This window comes from Sulfuricurvum sp., assembly GCF_036279695.1.
In the GTDB taxonomy this organism is placed as follows: Bacteria; Campylobacterota; Campylobacteria; order Campylobacterales; family Sulfurimonadaceae; genus Sulfuricurvum.
The window spans coordinates 18,925-37,479 of sequence record NZ_DASUIQ010000102.1; the positions used below are offsets into that span (position 1 = coordinate 18,925).

Annotated in this window: 19 protein-coding genes; 4 read left to right on the forward strand and 15 right to left on the reverse strand. The window is 45.2% G+C overall.

The window, feature by feature from the left end:
• Window positions 1–85 precede the first annotated feature (85 nt).
• Window positions 86–1,357 (forward strand): cytochrome c oxidase accessory protein CcoG, encoded by a 1,272-nt coding sequence (ccoG, locus tag VFW36_RS09845; RefSeq protein WP_329658640.1) that lies wholly within the window; start codon window positions 86–88, stop codon window positions 1,355–1,357.
• Here the strand turns inward: ccoG and VFW36_RS09850 are convergent.
• Genes VFW36_RS09850 through aguB form a run of 3 tightly spaced genes read right to left on the reverse strand, consistent with a single transcriptional unit; the run spans window position 1,339 to window position 4,193 of the window.
• Window positions 1,339–2,670 carry a HAMP domain-containing sensor histidine kinase gene (locus tag VFW36_RS09850; protein WP_329658641.1) on the reverse strand — a complete coding sequence of 444 codons (1,332 nt, stop codon included), beginning with the start codon at window positions 2,668–2,670 and terminating at the stop codon, window positions 1,339–1,341. The genes ccoG and VFW36_RS09850 overlap by 19 nt on opposite strands.
• Complete coding sequence (locus VFW36_RS09855) at window positions 2,660–3,340, reverse strand: response regulator transcription factor (RefSeq protein ID WP_329658642.1); 681 nt, start codon at window positions 3,338–3,340, stop codon at window positions 2,660–2,662. The genes VFW36_RS09850 and VFW36_RS09855 overlap by 11 nt, the downstream gene beginning before the upstream one ends.
• A gap of 4 nt (window positions 3,341–3,344) precedes the next feature.
• Window positions 3,345–4,193, reverse strand: a complete 849-nt coding sequence (gene aguB, locus VFW36_RS09860) for an N-carbamoylputrescine amidase (protein WP_329658643.1) — start codon at window positions 4,191–4,193, stop codon at window positions 3,345–3,347.
• 138 nt (window positions 4,194–4,331) lie between these two features.
• Between aguB and VFW36_RS09865 the strand changes: the two genes are divergently transcribed.
• Window positions 4,332–5,081 (forward strand): flagellin, encoded by a 750-nt coding sequence (locus VFW36_RS09865; RefSeq protein ID WP_329658644.1) that lies wholly within the window; start codon window positions 4,332–4,334, stop codon window positions 5,079–5,081.
• A 22-nt stretch (window positions 5,082–5,103) separates the two neighbouring features.
• Here VFW36_RS09865 and argS read toward each other — a convergent pair whose 3' ends face one another.
• From argS to VFW36_RS09885, 4 genes are all read right to left on the reverse strand, one after another.
• Window positions 5,104–6,684, reverse strand: coding sequence for an arginine--tRNA ligase (gene argS / locus VFW36_RS09870; protein WP_329658645.1), 1,581 nt, complete (start codon window positions 6,682–6,684; stop codon window positions 5,104–5,106).
• Between the two features lie 3 nt (window positions 6,685–6,687).
• On the reverse strand, window positions 6,688–6,927 hold the full coding sequence (tatA, locus tag VFW36_RS09875) for a twin-arginine translocase TatA/TatE family subunit (protein ID WP_329658646.1): 240 nt from the start codon (window positions 6,925–6,927) through the stop codon (window positions 6,688–6,690).
• Window positions 6,928–7,026: 99 nt separating this feature from the next.
• Window positions 7,027–7,650, reverse strand: coding sequence for a guanylate kinase (gene gmk, locus VFW36_RS09880; protein ID WP_329658647.1), 624 nt, complete (start codon window positions 7,648–7,650; stop codon window positions 7,027–7,029).
• Window positions 7,647–9,140, reverse strand: coding sequence for a hypothetical protein (locus VFW36_RS09885; protein ID WP_329658648.1), 1,494 nt, complete (start codon window positions 9,138–9,140; stop codon window positions 7,647–7,649). Before VFW36_RS09885 ends, gmk begins: the two co-directional genes overlap by 4 nt.
• Window positions 9,141–9,212: 72 nt before the next feature.
• On the opposite strand from VFW36_RS09885, the gene VFW36_RS09890 reads away from it, so the two are divergent.
• Window positions 9,213–9,689 (forward strand): hypothetical protein, encoded by a 477-nt coding sequence (locus tag VFW36_RS09890; RefSeq protein WP_329658649.1) that lies wholly within the window; start codon window positions 9,213–9,215, stop codon window positions 9,687–9,689.
• Here the strand turns inward: VFW36_RS09890 and fliR are convergent.
• The 8 genes from fliR to rpsB form a co-directional block, all read right to left on the reverse strand.
• Window positions 9,681–10,445, reverse strand: coding sequence for a flagellar biosynthetic protein FliR (gene fliR / locus VFW36_RS09895; RefSeq protein ID WP_329658650.1), 765 nt, complete (start codon window positions 10,443–10,445; stop codon window positions 9,681–9,683). The genes VFW36_RS09890 and fliR overlap by 9 nt on opposite strands.
• A 4-nt stretch (window positions 10,446–10,449) precedes the next feature.
• Window positions 10,450–11,091, reverse strand: coding sequence for an ABC transporter ATP-binding protein (locus VFW36_RS09900; protein ID WP_329658651.1), 642 nt, complete (start codon window positions 11,089–11,091; stop codon window positions 10,450–10,452).
• 36 nt (window positions 11,092–11,127) lie between these two features.
• Window positions 11,128–13,173 carry a CHASE2 domain-containing protein gene (locus VFW36_RS09905; RefSeq protein WP_329658652.1) on the reverse strand — a complete coding sequence of 682 codons (2,046 nt, stop codon included), beginning with the start codon at window positions 13,171–13,173 and terminating at the stop codon, window positions 11,128–11,130.
• Window positions 13,174–13,175: 2 nt separating this feature from the next.
• The gene (locus tag VFW36_RS09910) at window positions 13,176–13,772 is read right to left on the reverse strand and encodes an OmpA family protein (RefSeq protein ID WP_329658653.1); all 597 of its coding nucleotides are present in this window, start codon (window positions 13,770–13,772) and stop codon (window positions 13,176–13,178) included.
• Window positions 13,773–14,201, reverse strand: a complete 429-nt coding sequence (locus VFW36_RS09915; RefSeq protein WP_329658654.1) for a FecR family protein — start codon at window positions 14,199–14,201, stop codon at window positions 13,773–13,775. It lies immediately after the preceding gene.
• Between the two features lie 19 nt (window positions 14,202–14,220).
• Window positions 14,221–14,958: a response regulator transcription factor gene (locus VFW36_RS09920; protein WP_329658655.1), complete on the reverse strand. Its 738-nt coding sequence runs from the start codon at window positions 14,956–14,958 to the stop codon at window positions 14,221–14,223.
• 171 nt (window positions 14,959–15,129) lie between these two features.
• Window positions 15,130–16,197, reverse strand: a complete 1,068-nt coding sequence (gene tsf / locus VFW36_RS09925; protein WP_329658656.1) for a translation elongation factor Ts — start codon at window positions 16,195–16,197, stop codon at window positions 15,130–15,132.
• Between the two features lie 2 nt (window positions 16,198–16,199).
• Window positions 16,200–16,979 (reverse strand): 30S ribosomal protein S2, encoded by a 780-nt coding sequence (gene rpsB / locus VFW36_RS09930; RefSeq protein WP_329658657.1) that lies wholly within the window; start codon window positions 16,977–16,979, stop codon window positions 16,200–16,202.
• 305 nt (window positions 16,980–17,284) lie between these two features.
• On the opposite strand from rpsB, the gene VFW36_RS09935 reads away from it, so the two are divergent.
• A partial coding sequence (locus tag VFW36_RS09935) for a DUF3373 family protein (RefSeq protein ID WP_329658658.1) occupies window positions 17,285–18,555 on the forward strand: 1,271 nt, incomplete at its 3' end.

The following is an 18,555-nucleotide window of genomic DNA, read 5'->3' on the forward strand; positions in this document are numbered from 1 at the left end:
GCAAAAGGAGTTCCACTCTTTTTTATGCCACCAAAAAGACACTTTATTTTTCTACAGTTCCCTATTCTATCTTCAAGGAGTCTGTATGTCTTATGCGACTAAACGATATTGGTTCTATGCCTTTGTCACCCTCTTTATCTTCACCGTTCCGTTTATGAGGGTGAATGACAACCACCTTTTGCTTCTCTCATTTGAAAAACTCCAGTTTCATTTTATGGGATTAGCCTACGATGTCAACGAGTTTTACATCATGCCGTTTTTATTGATGTTTTTGTTTATCGGGATTTTTGCTCTCACTTCCATACTTGGTAGAGCGTGGTGCGGATGGGGATGCCCTCAGACAATTTTTAGAACCATTTATCGGGATTTGATTCAAGGAACCCTCCTTGATTTGAGAAACAGTACGAACAAACAAAAGCGTATGAATACCTCATCTCTTGAAAATAAGATCAAAGTCGTTGTCGGTTTTTTACTCTGGGCACTGATCGCAATAACCGCATCGACCAATTTTATCTGGTACTTCGTCCCTCCCGAAGATTTCTTCATATATATGCAACACCCGCAAGATCATCTCTTTATCATCATTTTCATCGCTACAACTGCGGCATTTTTGATTTATGATATTGTCTGGATGCAGGAGAGTTTTTGTACCTATCTATGCCCCTATTCACGCATTCAAACCGTACTTTATGATGATAATACCAAACACGTCGTGTATAACACCAATCGCGGCGCGCAAGAGTGTACCGCCTGTGAAGCGTGTGTCAAAGTATGTCCGACCCATATCGATATACGTCAAGGGTTACAGTTAGAGTGTATCAACTGTCTGGGATGTGCCGATGCGTGTAGTACCGTCATGGGTAAATTAGGGAAAAAATCGCTGATCGAGTGGGGAAGTCCGAAATCCATTTTGCATGAGATAAAATGCTCTATTTTTTCCAAACGCAACATTATGTATTTTGTCGCTATGGCTGGGTCCTTGATATTTGCAGCAGTGGGAGCATCGGGACAAGAGCGGGTGTTGGTCAATATCAATAAACCAAACGAACTCTACAAAACACACGATGGCATCGTCAGCAACAACTATATTGTGAACATTCACAACACCCAAAAACAAACCTATACCTACGATGTCAAAGTGGAAGACAAAAACTTCCGTATCGATAGCTTTGAAGCGTTACGTCTCAAAGCCGACGGTATGCGAAAACGGATATTGGTGATCTCGACAAATCAAAACTTATCGCAGTCAGATCGAAGAGACACCGCGTTGAAAGTCAAACTCACGGTCTTCGCAAAAGAAGATCCGAAAATCTCTGTTGTAAAAGAGATCTCCTTTATCTATCCGCGAGCTGAGTGATAGAGCGCCATCGAGAGGGTAAACGCGCTCCCCTCTCGAACCTTGCTCTCGACCTCTATTTTTCCTCCGAAGCTTTTTTCGATGATCATTTTGCACAAATAGAGCCCGATCCCGCTCCCTTGTGATTTTGTCGTAAAATAGGGGTCAAAAATCTTTCCAAGTGTATCGCTTGAAATCCCGCTCCCGTTATCTTCGAGTCTGATCATAGCTTCGCTCCCGTTGCAGTGGCTACGAAGGATAATCTTTGGTTCACTCACCCCGCTCAATGCATCCGACGCATTCGAGATCAACGCCAAAAGAACCTGAGAGAGCTCATTCTTTTTTCCAAAAATAGTGATCTCTTCATCACTACCAACAACCTCCAATACGATTCCTTTGCTCTTTAAATCGGGGGCAATGACGGCAACGCTATTGCGGATCGCTTCGGTGAGGGAAAAAGGCTCTTTTGCTTTGGCAGGGGTATAAAACTCTTTGAAATCATCAATCGTCTTGGATAGAAACTGCAACTGTTCCTGCGCCGAAGCGATTTTCTTATCGAAATATGCATCGTCTATCGTACGATTTTCATACCGACTTTTCAGATTCATCAACAGGTAGGAGAGGTTGTTGAGGGGTTGACGAAACTGGTGGGTGATATTGGCGATCATCTCACCGCTTTTTGCCATTTTTGACTGTTGAAACAACATATTTTGATGATCGAGTGCCTGATTTTTGAAAAGATTGTATTTGTACGAAATAGAGATCGTAAACAGCACCGCTTCCACTGCAAATGCCGCCAGTACAATATCGATATAGCCGTGTTCAACGTACACCTGTTTTAGCTGAAACACAAAGAGCAAAATACAGAGCAGCGACCATCCGATGACATACACGATCGTCGGTTTAAACCCTGAGCGGAGATTAAACACGATGGAGAGAAACAAAATCGCATACACCACCGTATAGGGGAGATACTCAAAAAGGATATAGTGATAAAAAGCGGTCAAAATGACCACATTGAGCAAAAGGGTATTGATTACCAACTCTTTAAAATTAGCAATCTTTGGAATCAAATTCCCCTCATGAAACGTTATCGCAAACATAACGGCGCTCAGCGTTGCTAACAGAAGAAAAATCTCCTGCACAAAAGGCTCAAGTGCGAAAAGATGGCTATAGGCGCTGATATATCCCAAAGAGAAAACCTGCATGGCGCAATAGCTGATATACATGATCTCTTTGGAGTAAATATACCGTACGAGCGTATAGACGATACTCATCAGCAAAATGCCGAACGTTGCGCCGTAGGCTAAGTGGGTGAACGCTTCAGCACTCAATTTTGTACCCTGTCCCTGAGAGGTTGGAAATGAGATTCGCAGGGAGTTTGGCTTTGAGATTTTTCATCAGTGTTTTAAGGGCATCGCTGCTCATGGCACTCTCTCGCCAAACATGGTTTTCGATCTCGCTATAGGTGACATAGCGGTTTTTATATTTGAGGAGCAGGCTCAACATCTGAAGCTCTTTCGTCCGTAAAGCAACAACATCCCCATCGCGGACAAGGGTCTGATTGTACGTGTCAAAATAGGTGTTATCCGGAAGGTTGATGATATTTGAGTCTTTATGATGGATGCTTTCGATACATTGTCGCAATGCTTCTTTAAAAGCGCTCTCCTGCACCGGTTTAATGAGGTATTTGACTAACTGCAACTCTATGGCCTGAAGAAGATAGGTCGTGTCACTGTATGCGCTAATGACTATGATCTGAGTCTCTTTATTCTCTTTACGGATCTGTTTGACAAACTCTAAACCGTTCAGTTTAGGCATCTGAATATCGGTAATGATGATTTCGGGATGAACCTCGCGATAGAGTTTTAATCCTTCGAAAGCATCCGAAGCGGCATGAACATGATCGAAGTAGTTTTCGAGATACTCGATACCGTTTTCACGTGCCACATCATCATCTTCGACATACAAAACGTGAAGATTTTTTGTGGCTAGCTTTTCCATATCGTTATTGCTTAACAATCTCTCCGTAACACTCCGGTCGGCGGTCGCGGATGAGTCCCCAATAGTGGCGATGTTCGCGAATAGCTATAGGATCGAACTCGCTGTAGAGAATCTCCTCACGATCTCGCGATGCTTCGGTAACTTTTTGCCCCGTATGATCGGTGATGAACGAAGAACCGTAAAAGGTCAGGGTACAACTCTCCCCCACCTCTTCACCGATACGGTTGGCGGCGATCACAGGGATGATATTCGCCGCAGAGTGTCCCATTTGTACCCGCTGCCAGTGCGATGCCGAATCGACGCCGATTTCAGGTTCGCTTCCGATCGCCGTCGGATAGAAAATCATATCCGCCCCCATAAGGGTAAGACTACGCGCCGTTTCGGGGAACCACTGATCCCAGCAGATGCCGACACCCACATTTCCAAATGCGGTTTTCCACACTTTGAACCCCGTATCCCCCGGCTCAAAGTAAAATTTCTCTTCGTACCCCGGACCGTCAGGGATATGAGTTTTGCGGTAGTTTTCCATCACGGTACCATCGCTATCGATCATGACGAGTGAGTTAAAATAACGTTTACCGTCACGCTCGAAATAGCTAATCGGCAACACTACCCCAAGCTCCTTCGCCAACGCGCTGAAATGCGCGATGAGGGGATTGTTTTGTAGCGGTTGAGCCCATTCAAAATACTTTTTGTCCATATCTTTGCAAAAATAGTACCCCTCGAAAAGTTCAGGGATCAAAATGATATTGGCACCACTGCGCGCCGCTTCACGCACCATCGATTCAGCTTTGAGAATGTTGGCATTTTTGTCCCCGCTCATCTGCATTTGCACTGCCGCTACTTTGATCATCTTTGCTCCTAACGCTTTATTACCATGAGCGAATTATAGCATTGCTCGGACACAGTAATGTTTACTCTGAAAATATTATTATTTTTTAATATGTACCGTGATATTCTATAACAAATGATAGATTTGAAAGGAGACAAAATGGCAGCTATTAATACACAATACAATCCCCTTCCGCAAATGAATACGGAGACAAACAAACGGGATAAAACCCTCGAAAAAATCGCTTCCGCAATACAGATTGGGATGGAAGACAGCGCTTCACGTTCTATCGCCGATATGTTACAAAATGAAATTTCTTTGGCATCCCAAGGGGTTATGAACGCCAATGACGGTATTTCAATGATGCAGATTGCCGGTGGAACACTCAACTCTCTCTCCGATCAGACCCAAACCTTGAATGATCTCAGCGTCCGTTATAACAATGCATCTTTGGATGATTCTCAGAAACAAGCGTTGCAAGGAGAATTTAACCGCACCGTGCAATCGATGCAGCAAAGTATCGACAGTAGTAGTTTCAACGGAAAATCTCTTTTCGGAAGCTCTATGAGCTTCTCTTTGGGTGAGAGTACTATCTCCGCTTCCATCCCATCACTTTCTCCATCATCACTCTCTATCGACAATCAAGACGGTATCCAAGCCTATAGAGACGCTCTGTCTCAGGCTAATTCCGATGTCGGCTCTACGACCAACAGCTTTGTGAGTGCGACTACCACCCTTTTGGACAAGATCAGCACAGCATCTGCGGCAAAAAGCCAAATCGCCGATACCGATATGGCTAACGCGATCAAAGATTTTCAGCAAAGTAATCTAAAGCTGGATATGACGCAAATCGCTATCGCCCATCAAAATGATGCTCTTCGACAAAATGTTACGAGATTATTGGGATAAAAAGAGGGTAAAGATCGAATATTTACATTCGATCTTTAGCTTGGATTCCAAGAAGTGAAAGTCCTGTTTTAATCGAGAGGGCGACGACAAGGAGGAGTTTTAATAACTTCGCTTCATCTTCGGTACCGATGATTCGTGTATCGTAGTAAAATTTATGCAGTCTACCCGCTAACACTTTGAGATAATCGGGGAGTTTTTGCGCTTGACGCGATTCGAACGCATCCTCAATGATCTCCGGCAACAACAGTGCCTCAAACAACAACCCGTCCGCATCCGCACTTAACCCATGCAAATGGGAAGCCATAATCTCATCCATGCTTTTTTCGCTTTTCGCGATCAAGGTTTGGATACGTGCATGGGCGTATTGGATATAGTAGATCGGATTCGAGCTATCTTGGCGTTTGAGCTCTTCGATGTCAAATTCGAGCGCCGTATCGCACTTTTTAGAGGCGAACATAAAGCGCAACGCTTCTGCACCGATCTCTTCAACCACGTCACTCATCAGAATAACGGTTCCCGCACGTTTGGACATTTTAAACGGTTCGCCGTCTTTGAGCAAACTCACCATTTGGGAGAGGAGCACTTCAAGTTTAGACGAATCGTATCCCAAAAAGGTGATCGCCGCTTTCACACGGGCGATATAGCCGTGGTGATCCGCACCCCAGATATTGATGTAATCCTCGAATCCTCGCTCAAACTTTTGGTTATGGTAGATAATATCTCCCGCAAGGTAGGTCGGACGTCCGTCTTCACGTACCACGACACGGTCATGGTCATCACCGAGATCGGAGGATCGGATAAAGGTTTTCCCCTCATTGGTGTAAACACCCTCCCCCATTTTTGCCATAACGCGATCCCACTCACTGTAGAGAGACGCTTCACCGACGAAGGTATCGAAATGGACGTTGATCGCCGCCAGATCATCCACGATAAGGGCTAAAATTTTGTCTTTTGCCCAAAGCGCCAACTCTTTTTGACGACTCTCGTCGCGAAGTGCATCTTCACCGAAAAGCTCTACTACCTCACGGGCTAAGTCACTGAGATACTCACCGCGATAGTATTTTTCCGGCCATTCGACACTCTCACCCAACAAAGAGCTGCGCCCTTCGAGTTGTAAGGATACCCCGAGTAAATCGATTTGATTACCTGCATCGTTGACATAATACTCCGCCGTAATATCGTAGCCCAAATGACGACCGAGTCGAAGCATCGTATCCCCATAAACCGCTCCTCGAGCGTGCCCGATATGAAGCGGTCCGGTCGGATTCGCACTGACGAATTCGAGGAGAATTGTCCCTTTTTTATCACTGCTTCCGAATTGTTCTCCGTGGTTCAACGCCCATGAAGCGTACTCGTCCAAAAACGATTCGGAGAGACGAAAGTTTATATATCCTTTGACCGATTCCACTGCACCGAACATTTCGCTCTCATTGAACGAGGTGGCGATCTCTTCGGCAATAGCCATAGGAGATTTTCGAAGCTCTTTAGCAAGGGAAAATGCAATAGGGGTAGCGAAGTGACCGAAAGAGCGATCTTTCGGTTTTTCGAGGATAACGTCACAATTGAATTTATCGCGCAACAGCGCAGAGACTCGCTGTTTCAAGGCTTACGCTTGCGTAGTGGTTTTTGGAGCTTCTACCGTAGATGCAGTAGTATCAACTTGTTTCGGAGCTTCCGGAGCCGATGGTGTCGTTGCAACGGTATCTTCTTCTTTCATCTCTTTTTTGAAATTTCGGATCCCTTGACCAAAGCCTTTTGCCAGTTCAGGAATTTTTTTCGCTCCAAACAGCAATACAACAATTGCAAGAACTATTAACCAATGACTTCCGCTTGTAAAACCACCCATAGGTATTTCCTTTTGTCCATTAAAAATAAATTGGAGCAGTATAACGGTAGATTGCTGTAATCGTCCTTATGAGATTACGTATATCTTTTTGTTATCGCTTTAACTTTCTTCTTCCCATTTGTGGACAAACTCGTTGATTTGCAACGTCGGGATTTTCATCCGTGCCGCTTTGGCAATGGAGATCAAAATTTCCGATGCCTCTTCCAAATTATCATTCACGACTAAAAAATCGTACTCACTGATCCGCTGAACTTCCCGTTTCGCCATCTCGATTCGTCCCGCAATGACCGCATCAGTGTCGGTAGAACGGTTATGGAGCCGTTTTTTTAATTCTGCCAGTGTCGGAGTCGTAATAAAAACCGAAGTCGTTATGTCACTGAGGCGATTTTGAACCGCATCATGCCCCTGAACATCAATATCAAAAATAACCAGTTTGCCCTCTTTGAGCGCTTTTTTTACCGGCCCGAGAGAGGTTCCGTAGTAGTTTCCGTGAACGACTGCGTACTCCAAAAACATCTCTTGCTCAATGTCATGTTTGAATTCCTCTTCACTGACAAAATGGTAATGTACCCCGTCTACTTCCCCCTCGCGTATAGGACGCGTAGTCGTAGAAATCGAAAAGTAAGTCGGTCCGATATGGTCTGTTATTTTATGGATCAGCGAGCTTTTTCCTGCACCGCTTGGTCCGGACAACACTAATATTGCGCCACTGTGACGATTCATGCGCCGTTTCCGAAATTAATATTAATACTGATGTTCATCCCCTTAAGTGATTTGGCAACATCTTCATTGGATAGAGCTTTGAGAAGAGCTTGAAGGGCTTCAACCCCTTCTGTAGGGGTGGCAGACGATTCTACCTCCGGCTCTTTCTCGATCATTGCATCAGGGAATTCTTCATCCACAAGATCATCCTCGATCTCATCGTCACTGAATCCACCATCTTCATCTGCGCTGAACGCTTCGAGTTCCTCTTCTTCATCTACCTCTTCGCCGATGGCACGTTTGAGTTCCATCTCATCAAGCATATCAAGTTCATCCAAACCGCTCATCTCCCCTTTTGGTTCTTCGCTACTCTCATGAAGATCTAAATCAAAATCCGCCATTAGGCTCTCATCCAAATCATCCGATGAGAGTTCTCGATCAAGTTCTTCAGGTTCCAATCCGTTCACCGCGCTATTGATTTTTGCTTCCAGTTGCTCCAGATAATTACCATCATCCATCAAACCTGACATATCCATGTCCTCTAAAGCACTCTCATCCAAGTCATCGGCTTCATCCAATGAAATCTCTTCATCAAAGTCCGCTTCTTCATCAAATCCGATAGGCTCCTCGGCTTTAGGTTCTTCTTCGACGATACCGCTCAATTCATCTAACGATGAAGGCAATTCAAGATCTCCGAATTCCTCTTCATCCAAAAGCTCTTTATCTGCGCTTTCTTCATCGAGTTTGAGCATCTCATCGTCCAAGACATCATCAAAACTTGGCATTTCTTCTTCAATCTTGTCGGCTGCAGGTACTTCATCAAATGAGAAATCATCCCCCAGATCACCCAAAAGGTCATCCTCTTCTTCTTTTGGCATTTCAAGTTCATCAATCCCTTGAACCAAAATATCCTCTTCCATCTCCATTGGCTCCTCTTCGGTATCTTCCAAAAGCCCTTGAACTTCTTGAACTTCTTCGTGATCTAAAATGCCCGTTTCGGGAAGTTTATCTTCAAAATCCTCTAAATTACCGAAATCAAAATCATTGTCATCCCCGTCCAAATCTTCTAAATCGAGGGATCTACCCTCTGGACGTTCGATTTCTGGAAGGGTATCTTCGAGATTGATCGAGTAGAGTGGTGCAGCCATAGGGCTCTCTTCACCATTTGCCGCTTTCGCATTTGATGATCCTACCGCACTTTTTTCGATCTTGACCAACATATCGACCAGATCAGTTGGCAAAAACGGTTTATTGAGGACATTGTCAAACCCCTCAGGAACTCCGTTTCCTCGTGTTGCCATCAATAATTTGCTTTTAACACGGATTTTTTGATCCAATGATTCAAATAGATCATCGCTGTACAGTGCATCATCCACAATGAGCAAATCGTATTCACTCCCTTCGACCTCATCCGCTGACCACACTACACTTAAATCGTCTTTCGTTTTTTGCGCACTGAGAGCCACCAGTTTTCGAACTACCGGATTATCGTTAAAAAGCAAAATCTTCATTGCTACCCCTCTAAAGTATCTTCTTGTTCTATCAAAAGCTAAATGGTATCATTGTAACTAAAAAAAAGTTAAATGATAAAACATCTGGGATTTCTTTTCATTTTCACGGCACTTTATGCACATGAGAGTACCTACCTGTTCCCCGACCACCATAGCCGTTTTGTCCACGAAATAACTCAGGCCTTTAAAAACAGCTCTTCGATCCTCATTGTTACCCCCTCATACCATCATTCACACCTGAGCAAAGGGTTTTTATCGGCGACTAAACACGCAAGTACCCTCAAACTCATCGTTCAAGATCCCCGCAATGATCCGCTATCTCTGATTCAATACCGTAATACCGAACTTTACATCTCCCGCGTAACGCTCACCCAAAGCACCATCTTGGTGGATGACGTGCTGGTTTGCACCGGAAGCGCCCCTATCGACGAAGCTATTTTCAGTTCCAAAAGTGCTCCGATGCGATGCAGTGACAACCCCGAAAAAATCATTGCGATCCGCCACGCTTTGCAACCTGTTATACAATCATCCAAAGCCTATTTAGAATAATTTTTCAAGGAAATTATAGGCATTTTGGGTTTGAGACGTCACAATCATAAGCGTTGCCCCCAATGTTACCATTAGAACCACGAACGATACCGCGATTTTAATCGGCATCCCGATAACGAGCAAGTTGAATTGAGGCATCGTTTTCATCAGCATCCCGAAAATGAGATCCGCCAGCATCGATAACGCCGTGATCGGAAAAGCGATCATAAATCCTACCACAAACATATTGGTCATCGCATGCATAATGTATTGAAAGAGCGAGGGGGTCATCATAAATCCCCCTAACGGGACGGCGGAGATCGAAGCCGATGCATACAACAGTATCCAATGATGCAAATCAAATACCAATAAAACCATCAATGCCAACAATGCTAAAAACTGATTGATAATCGGCATCGATACCCCCGATTGAGGGTCAATCGCTGAAGCGAGGGAGAATCCCATCATAAACGAAATTTGCCCCCCCGCAAAGGTAATCACATGATATGCCAGCTGTAATACAACCCCAACGGCAAGCCCAAAAAGCATTTCTCCCAGTACCGCTACGGTGAGACTAAGGGCATCGGTAGGGATATGCAGCGGCGGGAGGGCACCGAAAAAAAAGACGGTGAAAAAAAATGCCATCGCCGCTTTGATCGAGATAGGGATATTCATGTGGGAAAAGATAGGCACTGCCATAAAAAGGGCGGTAAAACGGGTAAAGAGCAAAATAAAAGCGATGGTGCGGCCTTCACTAAAGATTGCAGCCCACTCCATCCGTTTACCCCTCGCTCAGATTGCCGTTTTGCATACGATAGGTGTGGCTACATCGTGCCGCCAACGCTTCATCATGGGTGACTAAAATCATCGCGGCTTGATGCTGTTTCAAATAATCATCAAAAATCCCCATCACCTCGAGTGCCGTTGCATGATCGAGATTTCCCGTCGGTTCATCGGCGAAAATAAGTCGCGGTTTTTTCGACATCACCCGCGCGATAGAGACCCGTTGTTGCTGTCCGCCGGAGAGTTCGGTCACTTTTTGATTGATAACGTGTTCAATCCCCAACCGTTTTATCAATGTCGGATCGATACTCTCGCCGGAGAGCAAGGTTGCCACTTCGAGGTTCTCGTACGCACTAAACCCTTTAAAGAGATAATGGCTTTGATAGATCATCCCCAAATCATTACGGCGCAGTTTGACCAAGGATTTGTCATCGAGGCGATAAATATCCTCTCCGAAAAGTTCTACTTTCCCTTTTAACGGATGCAAGAGGGAGGAGAGGATATGCATCAGCGTCGATTTTCCGCTTCCGCTTACGCCGACGATCGCAATCGATTCTCCGGCATTTAGACTCAGCGATACATCCTCAAAGAGAGGATAATCAAAGGCGTGTGATAGTGATGTTGCTTTTAAAAGTGTCATAGAGGAATTATAGGGAAAAAGGTTTAAAAAATGTCATTAGGACGAGGGGGGAGTATACAGAGGGATCATGATTGTAAACACCGTGCCGTTTTCAACATTCGAAGCGCTAATCATCCCCCCCATTTTCGTCCGAATGATCGCATAGGACATATACAGACCGATGCCGCTCCCTTTCCCCTCCTCTTTCGTCGTGAAATACGGCTCGAAAATCCGTTCCATCACTTCGGGTGCGATTCCGCCGCCGTTGTCTTGTACACTCACCGCCCCATACGTATGATCTCCGAAAACACGAACGGTGATGGCAGGAGCTGAAATGCGGTTTTCGATCAACGCATCACGGGCATTTTGGAGCAGATTGATCATCACCTGCTTTAACTCGCTGTGCGAACCCCAAAGGCTCATCGGCTCTTGGCTGTAATGGACATCGATCCCGATCGAATGCGATTCGAACATCGCTGAGAGCAGCCGAATCGATTGTTCCACCGATTCGTTGAGATCAAACGGAGCATTGATCTGATCGGGTTTAACAAAATTGCGAAAATCTTCGATCGTCTGCGACATAAAAAGGATCTGTTCCATCGATTCGGAGGACATTTTTCGAAGATACTCGCGATCCACTTTACCTGCACCGTACGCATATTCGCTCTCTTGAATAATCACTCCCAGCAGATTAAGCGGCTGGCGCCATTGGTGGGCGATATTGTCGATCATCTCTCCCATCGCCGCCAGTTTGGATTGTTGGAACAACATCGCTTTTTGGTAGGCTATCTCCTCTTCATTGCGCCCTATCTCTTCGATAAATCTCTTTTTGTTCCGATAATCGATAAAAAACATCAGCAATGCCAAAACAAAGAGATACAGCAGTAACGGAACGATCAAATATCCAACAGAGGGGTAAATCCCCTCACCCCATAACCGATAGGTTACCCCCGATGCGATAGCCGTTACGATGAAAACAACCGCCAAAACACTCAAATAGCGCTTTCGCCGCATGAGAAGGAGCAATCCCGTCGCGATCATACAGGAGAGGATAATATTGAGTTTAGGATAGAGAGAGGGCTGAACTCTCATATCGCCGTTGAGAAGATTCTCTATCACGGTGGCATGGACATAGACCCCTGCGATCATCGTCCCATCACTAATCGTATGCCACGTATCTAACCCTAACGCCGTCCCTCCGATCAGGACAAATTTGCCCCGTAAACGTGCGGGATCAACCGTACCACTGAGAAGATCATAGGCAGAAACACGTGAATAGCTCTCACGAGGGTAAAATGTCAAAAGTGCACTCCCCTCCTTATCCATTCGTGCATCTTCACCCGCTACTTCCAATCCCATATCCCCTCTAAACACGGAGACGGGGAACGTTTGCACGCTCGGCGATACCGAAGCGACAGCCGCAACTCCGAGCGTCGGGATCAATTCGTCTTTATGGCGAACCAGCATCGATACGCGACGAAACGTTCCGTCACTATCGGCAAGCGCATGAATGTGTCCGATTCGGGAGGCACGATGTTGGTAAATCGGCATACTGCAAACCAATGAGTCGATCGTATACAACCGATCCCTCTCAAACGCGGAGTAGACATTGACCAAATGTGGGACACTGCACCCCTCGCCCTCGCTACTGCCATCAGAAAATACCGGCAATATGGTTTTAGTACTCCCGATCGTATCGGCTAAAATCGCATCGTTATCTCTCAACTCTCTAGGAATACCGCTTATGCTAATATTGAGATCCAATACATCTCGATAGTACGCCTCAATAGTCTGGGGTGACGATCGATCCTTTTCGGCAAAAACCATGTCCAGAACAACGGCAGAGGGGTTGGCACGCGACAGGGTATCGATCAGTTTTGCGGTTATCATCCGAGGCCACGGCCATTGTCCGAACGCTTTTAAACTTTTGTCGTCAATCTCAACCACAATAGTTGAGTCGGGTGTATGAGCGGTCGGAAATGCACTATTGAGATGATCGTATAGTTTGTGATCAAAATAAGCAAGGAGCGGTGCGCTCCACCAAAGCATATAGTACAGAACCGTAGCGATTAACGCTGCACTCGTTATCGATACAGCTCTCATACTCAGCGGACAATCACTTCAACACGACGATTTTGAGGTTCTTCGGCACCGTCAGGAGTTTGAATGATCGGATCATCTTCACCGTGTGACGTGACCGAACAGTGCTCCAATGTTACATTTTGATCGAGTAGAAATTTTTCCACCTCTTTTGCCCGATCCAATGCAAGGATATAGTTTTTATCCGCATCTCCCGCGCGATCCGAATGTCCGATAATATCAACCGCGGCAGGTTCTTTGGATCGGATTATCCGAACCACTTCACCCACCTGATCTTTGGAAGCTTGCGTTAGTTGCGCCGTCCCCGGTTCAAAATAAAAGAGGATAGAGGTCGCTTTGCTCCCGAGAGCCTCTACCAATGTACCGTATCTCTCATTGATCTTAGAAGGATCAGCTTTTTCAACCGTAGAGGGTTTTTTCTCCGGCGCACTGAGGGTCGTATAGTAGTAGGGCTGATCGATGCTCACGCTTCCTGCTTGGGTACTGACATCGATGGCATTATGCGCTCCGCCGTTTTCGAGCAAAACGACGGTTGTTTTAGGCTCACTCGTGATAAACGGCAACGCCAAAATAAGGGCACTCCAAAGTACAAACGCTTCCATCTACTCAACCTCTACCACAAATTTAGTACCGCGAATTCCGACAATCCCCTGCGATGTTTTGAAATGGACCTTCTCGGGAGCCAATTTACCGATTCTCCCCGATTCAAATGCGGCAGTTCCTTTGTGCAATGTCAGATCAAAGGCAAATTTCTTTTGGGAAGGGGCAAAAAGATAGGTATCCACGACTAACACACTTTTCGGTCCGATCGAAATAAGGGTTCCGTCATTAAACGACAACCCTATCATCCCTTTTTCTCCGGTTTGAATGATGTCATTCTCAAACACCACCCCCCCTTTGTGTAGGCTAACGATCTCTGCTCCACGCTTCAGTGTCACATCCCCTTGAATACTTTTGATCAATGCTATCTCATCGGCACCCATCAGCGACATAGCCGTTAGTACTGCCAATGCCCATACTCTTACTACCATTCAAACTCCTAATGTCAATCTATAATACCGATGAGAGACGGTATCCTATCCCGTAAATACTGCTCAGCGCCTTATCGGGAAGTTTTTTACGTAACCGCATAAACTGCCCTCGGAGGTTATCGGAACTCACCTCGATGCTATGGCGGTCAAAATGGTAAAGTATCTCATCCGAACTGCACACCTGTTCAAATTTCGCGATGAGAAGCTCCATCAAAACAAGTTCATATTTCGTTAATGGAACAGCCGTCCCCTCTTCAACCAAAAGTTTTTTATCTTTGTCCCAAAACACCTCTTCGCTGATCTCAACGATTGACGAAGAGAGAGACGAAACGGGTGTTGCCTCATCGATTTTAGCGCATACTTTATAGAGGGTATCAAACATCTGCGGATACTCTATCGGTTTAGTAATAAACTGTGAAATCCCGATGTTGATCAGTGCGAGCAAGTACTCCGCTTCCGCATGTGCCGAGAGGATAATGATCGGCTGATCTTCTCGAATACTGCGCAGTTCTTTGGCAAATTCCACCCCGTTCATACGGGGCATTCGGATATCAGAGATTACGACATCATACGGTTTATTTCGGGAGAGATACTCATGATATTTTTCCAATCCCTCTACCCCGTCCGCCGCACTCTCTACACGGTAGAAATAATCCGCTAACATCTCCGTTATCCGAGTCCGTAATGCATCGTTATCTTCGACAAAAAGGAGCGATAACCGCTTCATTTTCATCAATGCGGAATTCTCTTTGCTCATCACTATTACAGTTTCCTATTTATTAAATCACAAACGAATAATAACATAAATCAGAATAGCTAATGGAAGTGTAACCGAACAATGTCGTTAAAATGTTTTAGGGAGTAAAAATATAGGGGGGATGGATTCCCGCTTACGCGGGAATGACAAAAATCAAACCAAAAGGTTTAATTACGCCATTTGAGCAGCGACTTCTTCTGCGAAGTTGTCAACTTTTTTCTCTAAACCTTCTCCGACTTCGTATTTAACGAATTCAACGATTTCAGCAGTACCGCCGTGTTTAGCAGCCTCTTTAGTAATCGCTTCGGCAACCGTCATAGAATCATCCATAACGTAGTTTTGATCCAAAAGTGCAAGCTCTTTATCCAAAGTCGTGTTGTCCGCTACGAAACGAGCCAATTGACCAGGGATAATGTTCGGCCAGATTTTTTCCGGTTTCCCATCAGCGAGCAATTTAGCTTTGATCGCTTCTTCAGCCGCAGCCATAACTTCAGGAGTCAATTGTGATGCTGAGATGTATTGAGGAACGTTTTTGAGTGGTTTTTTCAAACGCGCTAACTCTTCGTTCTCTGTTTTGATCGCTTCGATACGACCGATAGTTTCCGCTTCTACGAATGCAGGATCGAAATCTTTAGAGCTCAATGTCGTCGGTTTCATCGCCGCAGCGTGCATTGCAATGTTTTTCAACATCGGAGCAAGCGCTTCTGCTACTTTTGCATCAGAACATGTTGCCGCTACGAGAACACCTACACGACCGTTTGAGTGAACGTAACCGTTAACACATCCGTTTGCACCTGCATTGAGGGTTGCAAAACGACGTACAACGATTTTTTCACCGATACGTGCTACTTGAGCCGTGAAATACTCAGAGAAAGTCGATGTTTCGTACGATGTTTCATTCAACTCTTCAACACTGCTAACACCGCTCGTAAATACATGTGCCGCCGTGTTTCCGACGAGGTTGATGAAACCGTCGTTTTTAGCAACGAAATCGGTTTCAGAGTTAACTTCTACGAGAGAAGCTGATGCGAATGTATCGGAAACTTTAAGACCCAAAAGTCCCTCAGCCGCTACACGATCCGCTTTTTTAGCTGTTTGAGCCATACCGCGGTCACGCAAAAATTCTTTCGCTTTTTCCATGTCACCATCACATTCAGTGAGGGCTTTTTTACAATCCATCATCGGCGCATCTGTCGCCGTGCGGAGGTCTTTGACCATTGCTGCTGTGATTTCTGCCATGATTACGCTTCCTCTGCTACTGCTGCTGCTTCTTCGCTAGCCGCTTCAACTGCAACTTCCGCTGCAACTTCTTCGTCTGCTACCGCTTCGTCGTTTCCGCCGTTGCGAAGTGCTTTACCTTCATTGATCGCTTCCGCCATTTCTTTACAGAAAAGTTGGATAGAACGGATCGCATCGTCATTTCCAGGGATTGGAATGTCGATAACGTCAGGATCACAGTTAGTATCAAGTGGTGCAACAACACGGATACCGAGGTTACGAGCTTCTTGAACCGCGATGTGTTCTTTTACCGCATCGATAACGAACATCATGTCAGGCAATGTTTTCATGTGACGGATACCGCCGAGGTATGCGATCAATTTTTCTTTTTGACGATTCATCATCAACGCTTCTTTTTTAGTCAAAAGGTTGATTTGTCCGTTTGCTTGCATCTCTTCGATGATGTCAAGTTTGCGGATAGATTTTTGGATTGTCGGGAAGTTTGTCAACATTCCACCCAACCATCGGTTGTCAACGTATGGCATACCACATGCAACAGCCGCATCACGGATCGCAACACGCGCTTGTTTTTTAGTTCCTACGAAAAGAACCGTTTGACCTTCAGCCGCAGCGTCAACAACTTGTTGATACGCATTACGGAAATAACGCAATGTTTTTTGAAGATCGATGATATAGATATTTTTACGAACACCGAAAATGTATTTTTTCATTTTCGGATTCCAACGACGTGTTTGGTGACCGAAGTGTACACCACATTCGAGAAGGTCTTTCATTGTGACCATAAGGGACTCCTAATAGAGAAATATTTGTGTTCTTCGTTTTCTTGGGCGAGCGCAAACAGAGCCGATGAGACATCGGGTGCACGAGAACTGCGACAAACGCTTGCGATTTTTTTCTCACGTCAAAACGTTTAGAAGAGAGAAAATCGGGCGGATTATACTGAAATAGCTCTTAAATTTAGCTGTATTTAATATTTGGTTTATGTCACGTTTTTATCACACAAAACTTCACGTATTCAAATTACTTTTATATAATTTTTGTTAATATCATCGCATGACAATGCTAGAGCATTAAATAAGGAGAAACGATGAGACAACGGATTTTAGGTTCAGTCATCACGGCCGCACTACTAACAACAAGCGCTTATGCGGATGATGCCCTCTTAGAGCGGTTTGAGAAAATGGAAAAAGAGATGGCGGCACTCAAAGCGGAACTGAATGCTCTAAAAGGGGAAAAAGCAGGTACTAAACGTCAAAATGCAGTGACAGACAACACCTGTGCTACCGACAATAACAATGTACCTAAAACAAAAGTTGCATCATCGGATGAGTCAAAAGATGTTACCAAAACACTCGAAGACCTCCAAGATCAAATTGACGGTCTCAACAAAAAAACCAACGGAAATAATCTTAAATTCGGGGTTGATTTACGAACGAGCGTCGATAATATCGACTATAAAATGGCAGACGGCTCAACACACAAAAATGATGCCCTGCTCAGCAACCGTTTGTGGCTCAATATGAGCTATGCCGCAACCAAAAATCTTAGTTTTGTCGGGCAACTCGCTTACAACAAAACATTCGGTGAACGCGCGGCAACAACAGCGAGCTCTGCAATGGAAGGCTTTGACTGGATTAGTAATGAAGCCGCGTATGACGATACCCTACGCGTCCGCTCCGCTTATTTTTTCTATAACGATGATGAGTTTATGGGTGCCGATGTTCCATGGACGGTTAGCATCGGTCGCCGCCCCTCAACCGAAGGTCATCTCATCAATTTGCGTGATGACTTAAAAGCTTCATCACCGCTTGCCCATACGGTCAATGTCGAGTTCGACGGTGCCAGTGCGAAATTCGGTACTGAAGAGTTGAGTGGATTGGACGGTTCTTATATTAAATTCTGCGCCGGACGCGGGATGAGCGAAGCAGAACCGCGATTTGCAGGAACACCTTATTCAGGGAACGGTTCTAACCAAACGAATAATATTGATATGGTCGGAATCATCGCAGTACCTTACGATGACAAACAATACAGCACCGGATTTCAATACACGTATGCCAACAACATGATCGATCAAGCAACTCCAGGCGGTGCCATGGAAACAGTTGGAGGGCTCCATACCGCAACGGCGTTTGCCTTGGTCAATGGAATCGGAGACGGATGGAGCGAATTTTTGGATGATTCGTTATTTTTTATCAGCGGTGCGATGTCTAAAACCGATCCTTACGAAGGAGCTCTCAAGCAAGGGATGTTAGGCTCGTTTGAAAGTAAAACAGGATACAGCTACTGGATCGGAACCCAATTTCCATCCCTTATCAGCGACGAGGGACGATGGGGAGTCGAATTTAACCACGGTTC

Coding starts and splice junctions, on each gene's coding strand:
- ccoG (WP_329658640.1), top strand. CDS start 86: ATGTCTTATGCGACTAAACGATATTGGTTCTATGCCTTTGTCACCCTC.
- VFW36_RS09855 (WP_329658642.1), bottom strand. CDS start 3,340: ATGGAAAAGCTAGCCACAAAAAATCTTCACGTTTTGTATGTCGAAGAT.
- aguB (WP_329658643.1), bottom strand. CDS start 4,193: ATGATCAAAGTAGCGGCAGTGCAAATGCAGATGAGCGGGGACAAAAAT.
- VFW36_RS09865 (WP_329658644.1), top strand. CDS start 4,332: ATGGCAGCTATTAATACACAATACAATCCCCTTCCGCAAATGAATACG.
- tatA (WP_329658646.1), bottom strand. CDS start 6,927: ATGGGTGGTTTTACAAGCGGAAGTCATTGGTTAATAGTTCTTGCAATT.
- gmk (WP_329658647.1), bottom strand. CDS start 7,650: ATGAATCGTCACAGTGGCGCAATATTAGTGTTGTCCGGACCAAGCGGT.
- VFW36_RS09885 (WP_329658648.1), bottom strand. CDS start 9,140: ATGAAGATTTTGCTTTTTAACGATAATCCGGTAGTTCGAAAACTGGTG.
- VFW36_RS09890 (WP_329658649.1), top strand. CDS start 9,213: ATGATAAAACATCTGGGATTTCTTTTCATTTTCACGGCACTTTATGCA.
- fliR (WP_329658650.1), bottom strand. CDS start 10,445: ATGGAGTGGGCTGCAATCTTTAGTGAAGGCCGCACCATCGCTTTTATT.
- VFW36_RS09900 (WP_329658651.1), bottom strand. CDS start 11,091: ATGACACTTTTAAAAGCAACATCACTATCACACGCCTTTGATTATCCT.
- VFW36_RS09905 (WP_329658652.1), bottom strand. CDS start 13,173: ATGAGAGCTGTATCGATAACGAGTGCAGCGTTAATCGCTACGGTTCTG.
- VFW36_RS09910 (WP_329658653.1), bottom strand. CDS start 13,772: ATGGAAGCGTTTGTACTTTGGAGTGCCCTTATTTTGGCGTTGCCGTTT.
- VFW36_RS09915 (WP_329658654.1), bottom strand. CDS start 14,201: ATGGTAGTAAGAGTATGGGCATTGGCAGTACTAACGGCTATGTCGCTG.
- VFW36_RS09920 (WP_329658655.1), bottom strand. CDS start 14,958: ATGAGCAAAGAGAATTCCGCATTGATGAAAATGAAGCGGTTATCGCTC.
- tsf (WP_329658656.1), bottom strand. CDS start 16,197: ATGGCAGAAATCACAGCAGCAATGGTCAAAGACCTCCGCACGGCGACA.
- rpsB (WP_329658657.1), bottom strand. CDS start 16,979: ATGGTCACAATGAAAGACCTTCTCGAATGTGGTGTACACTTCGGTCAC.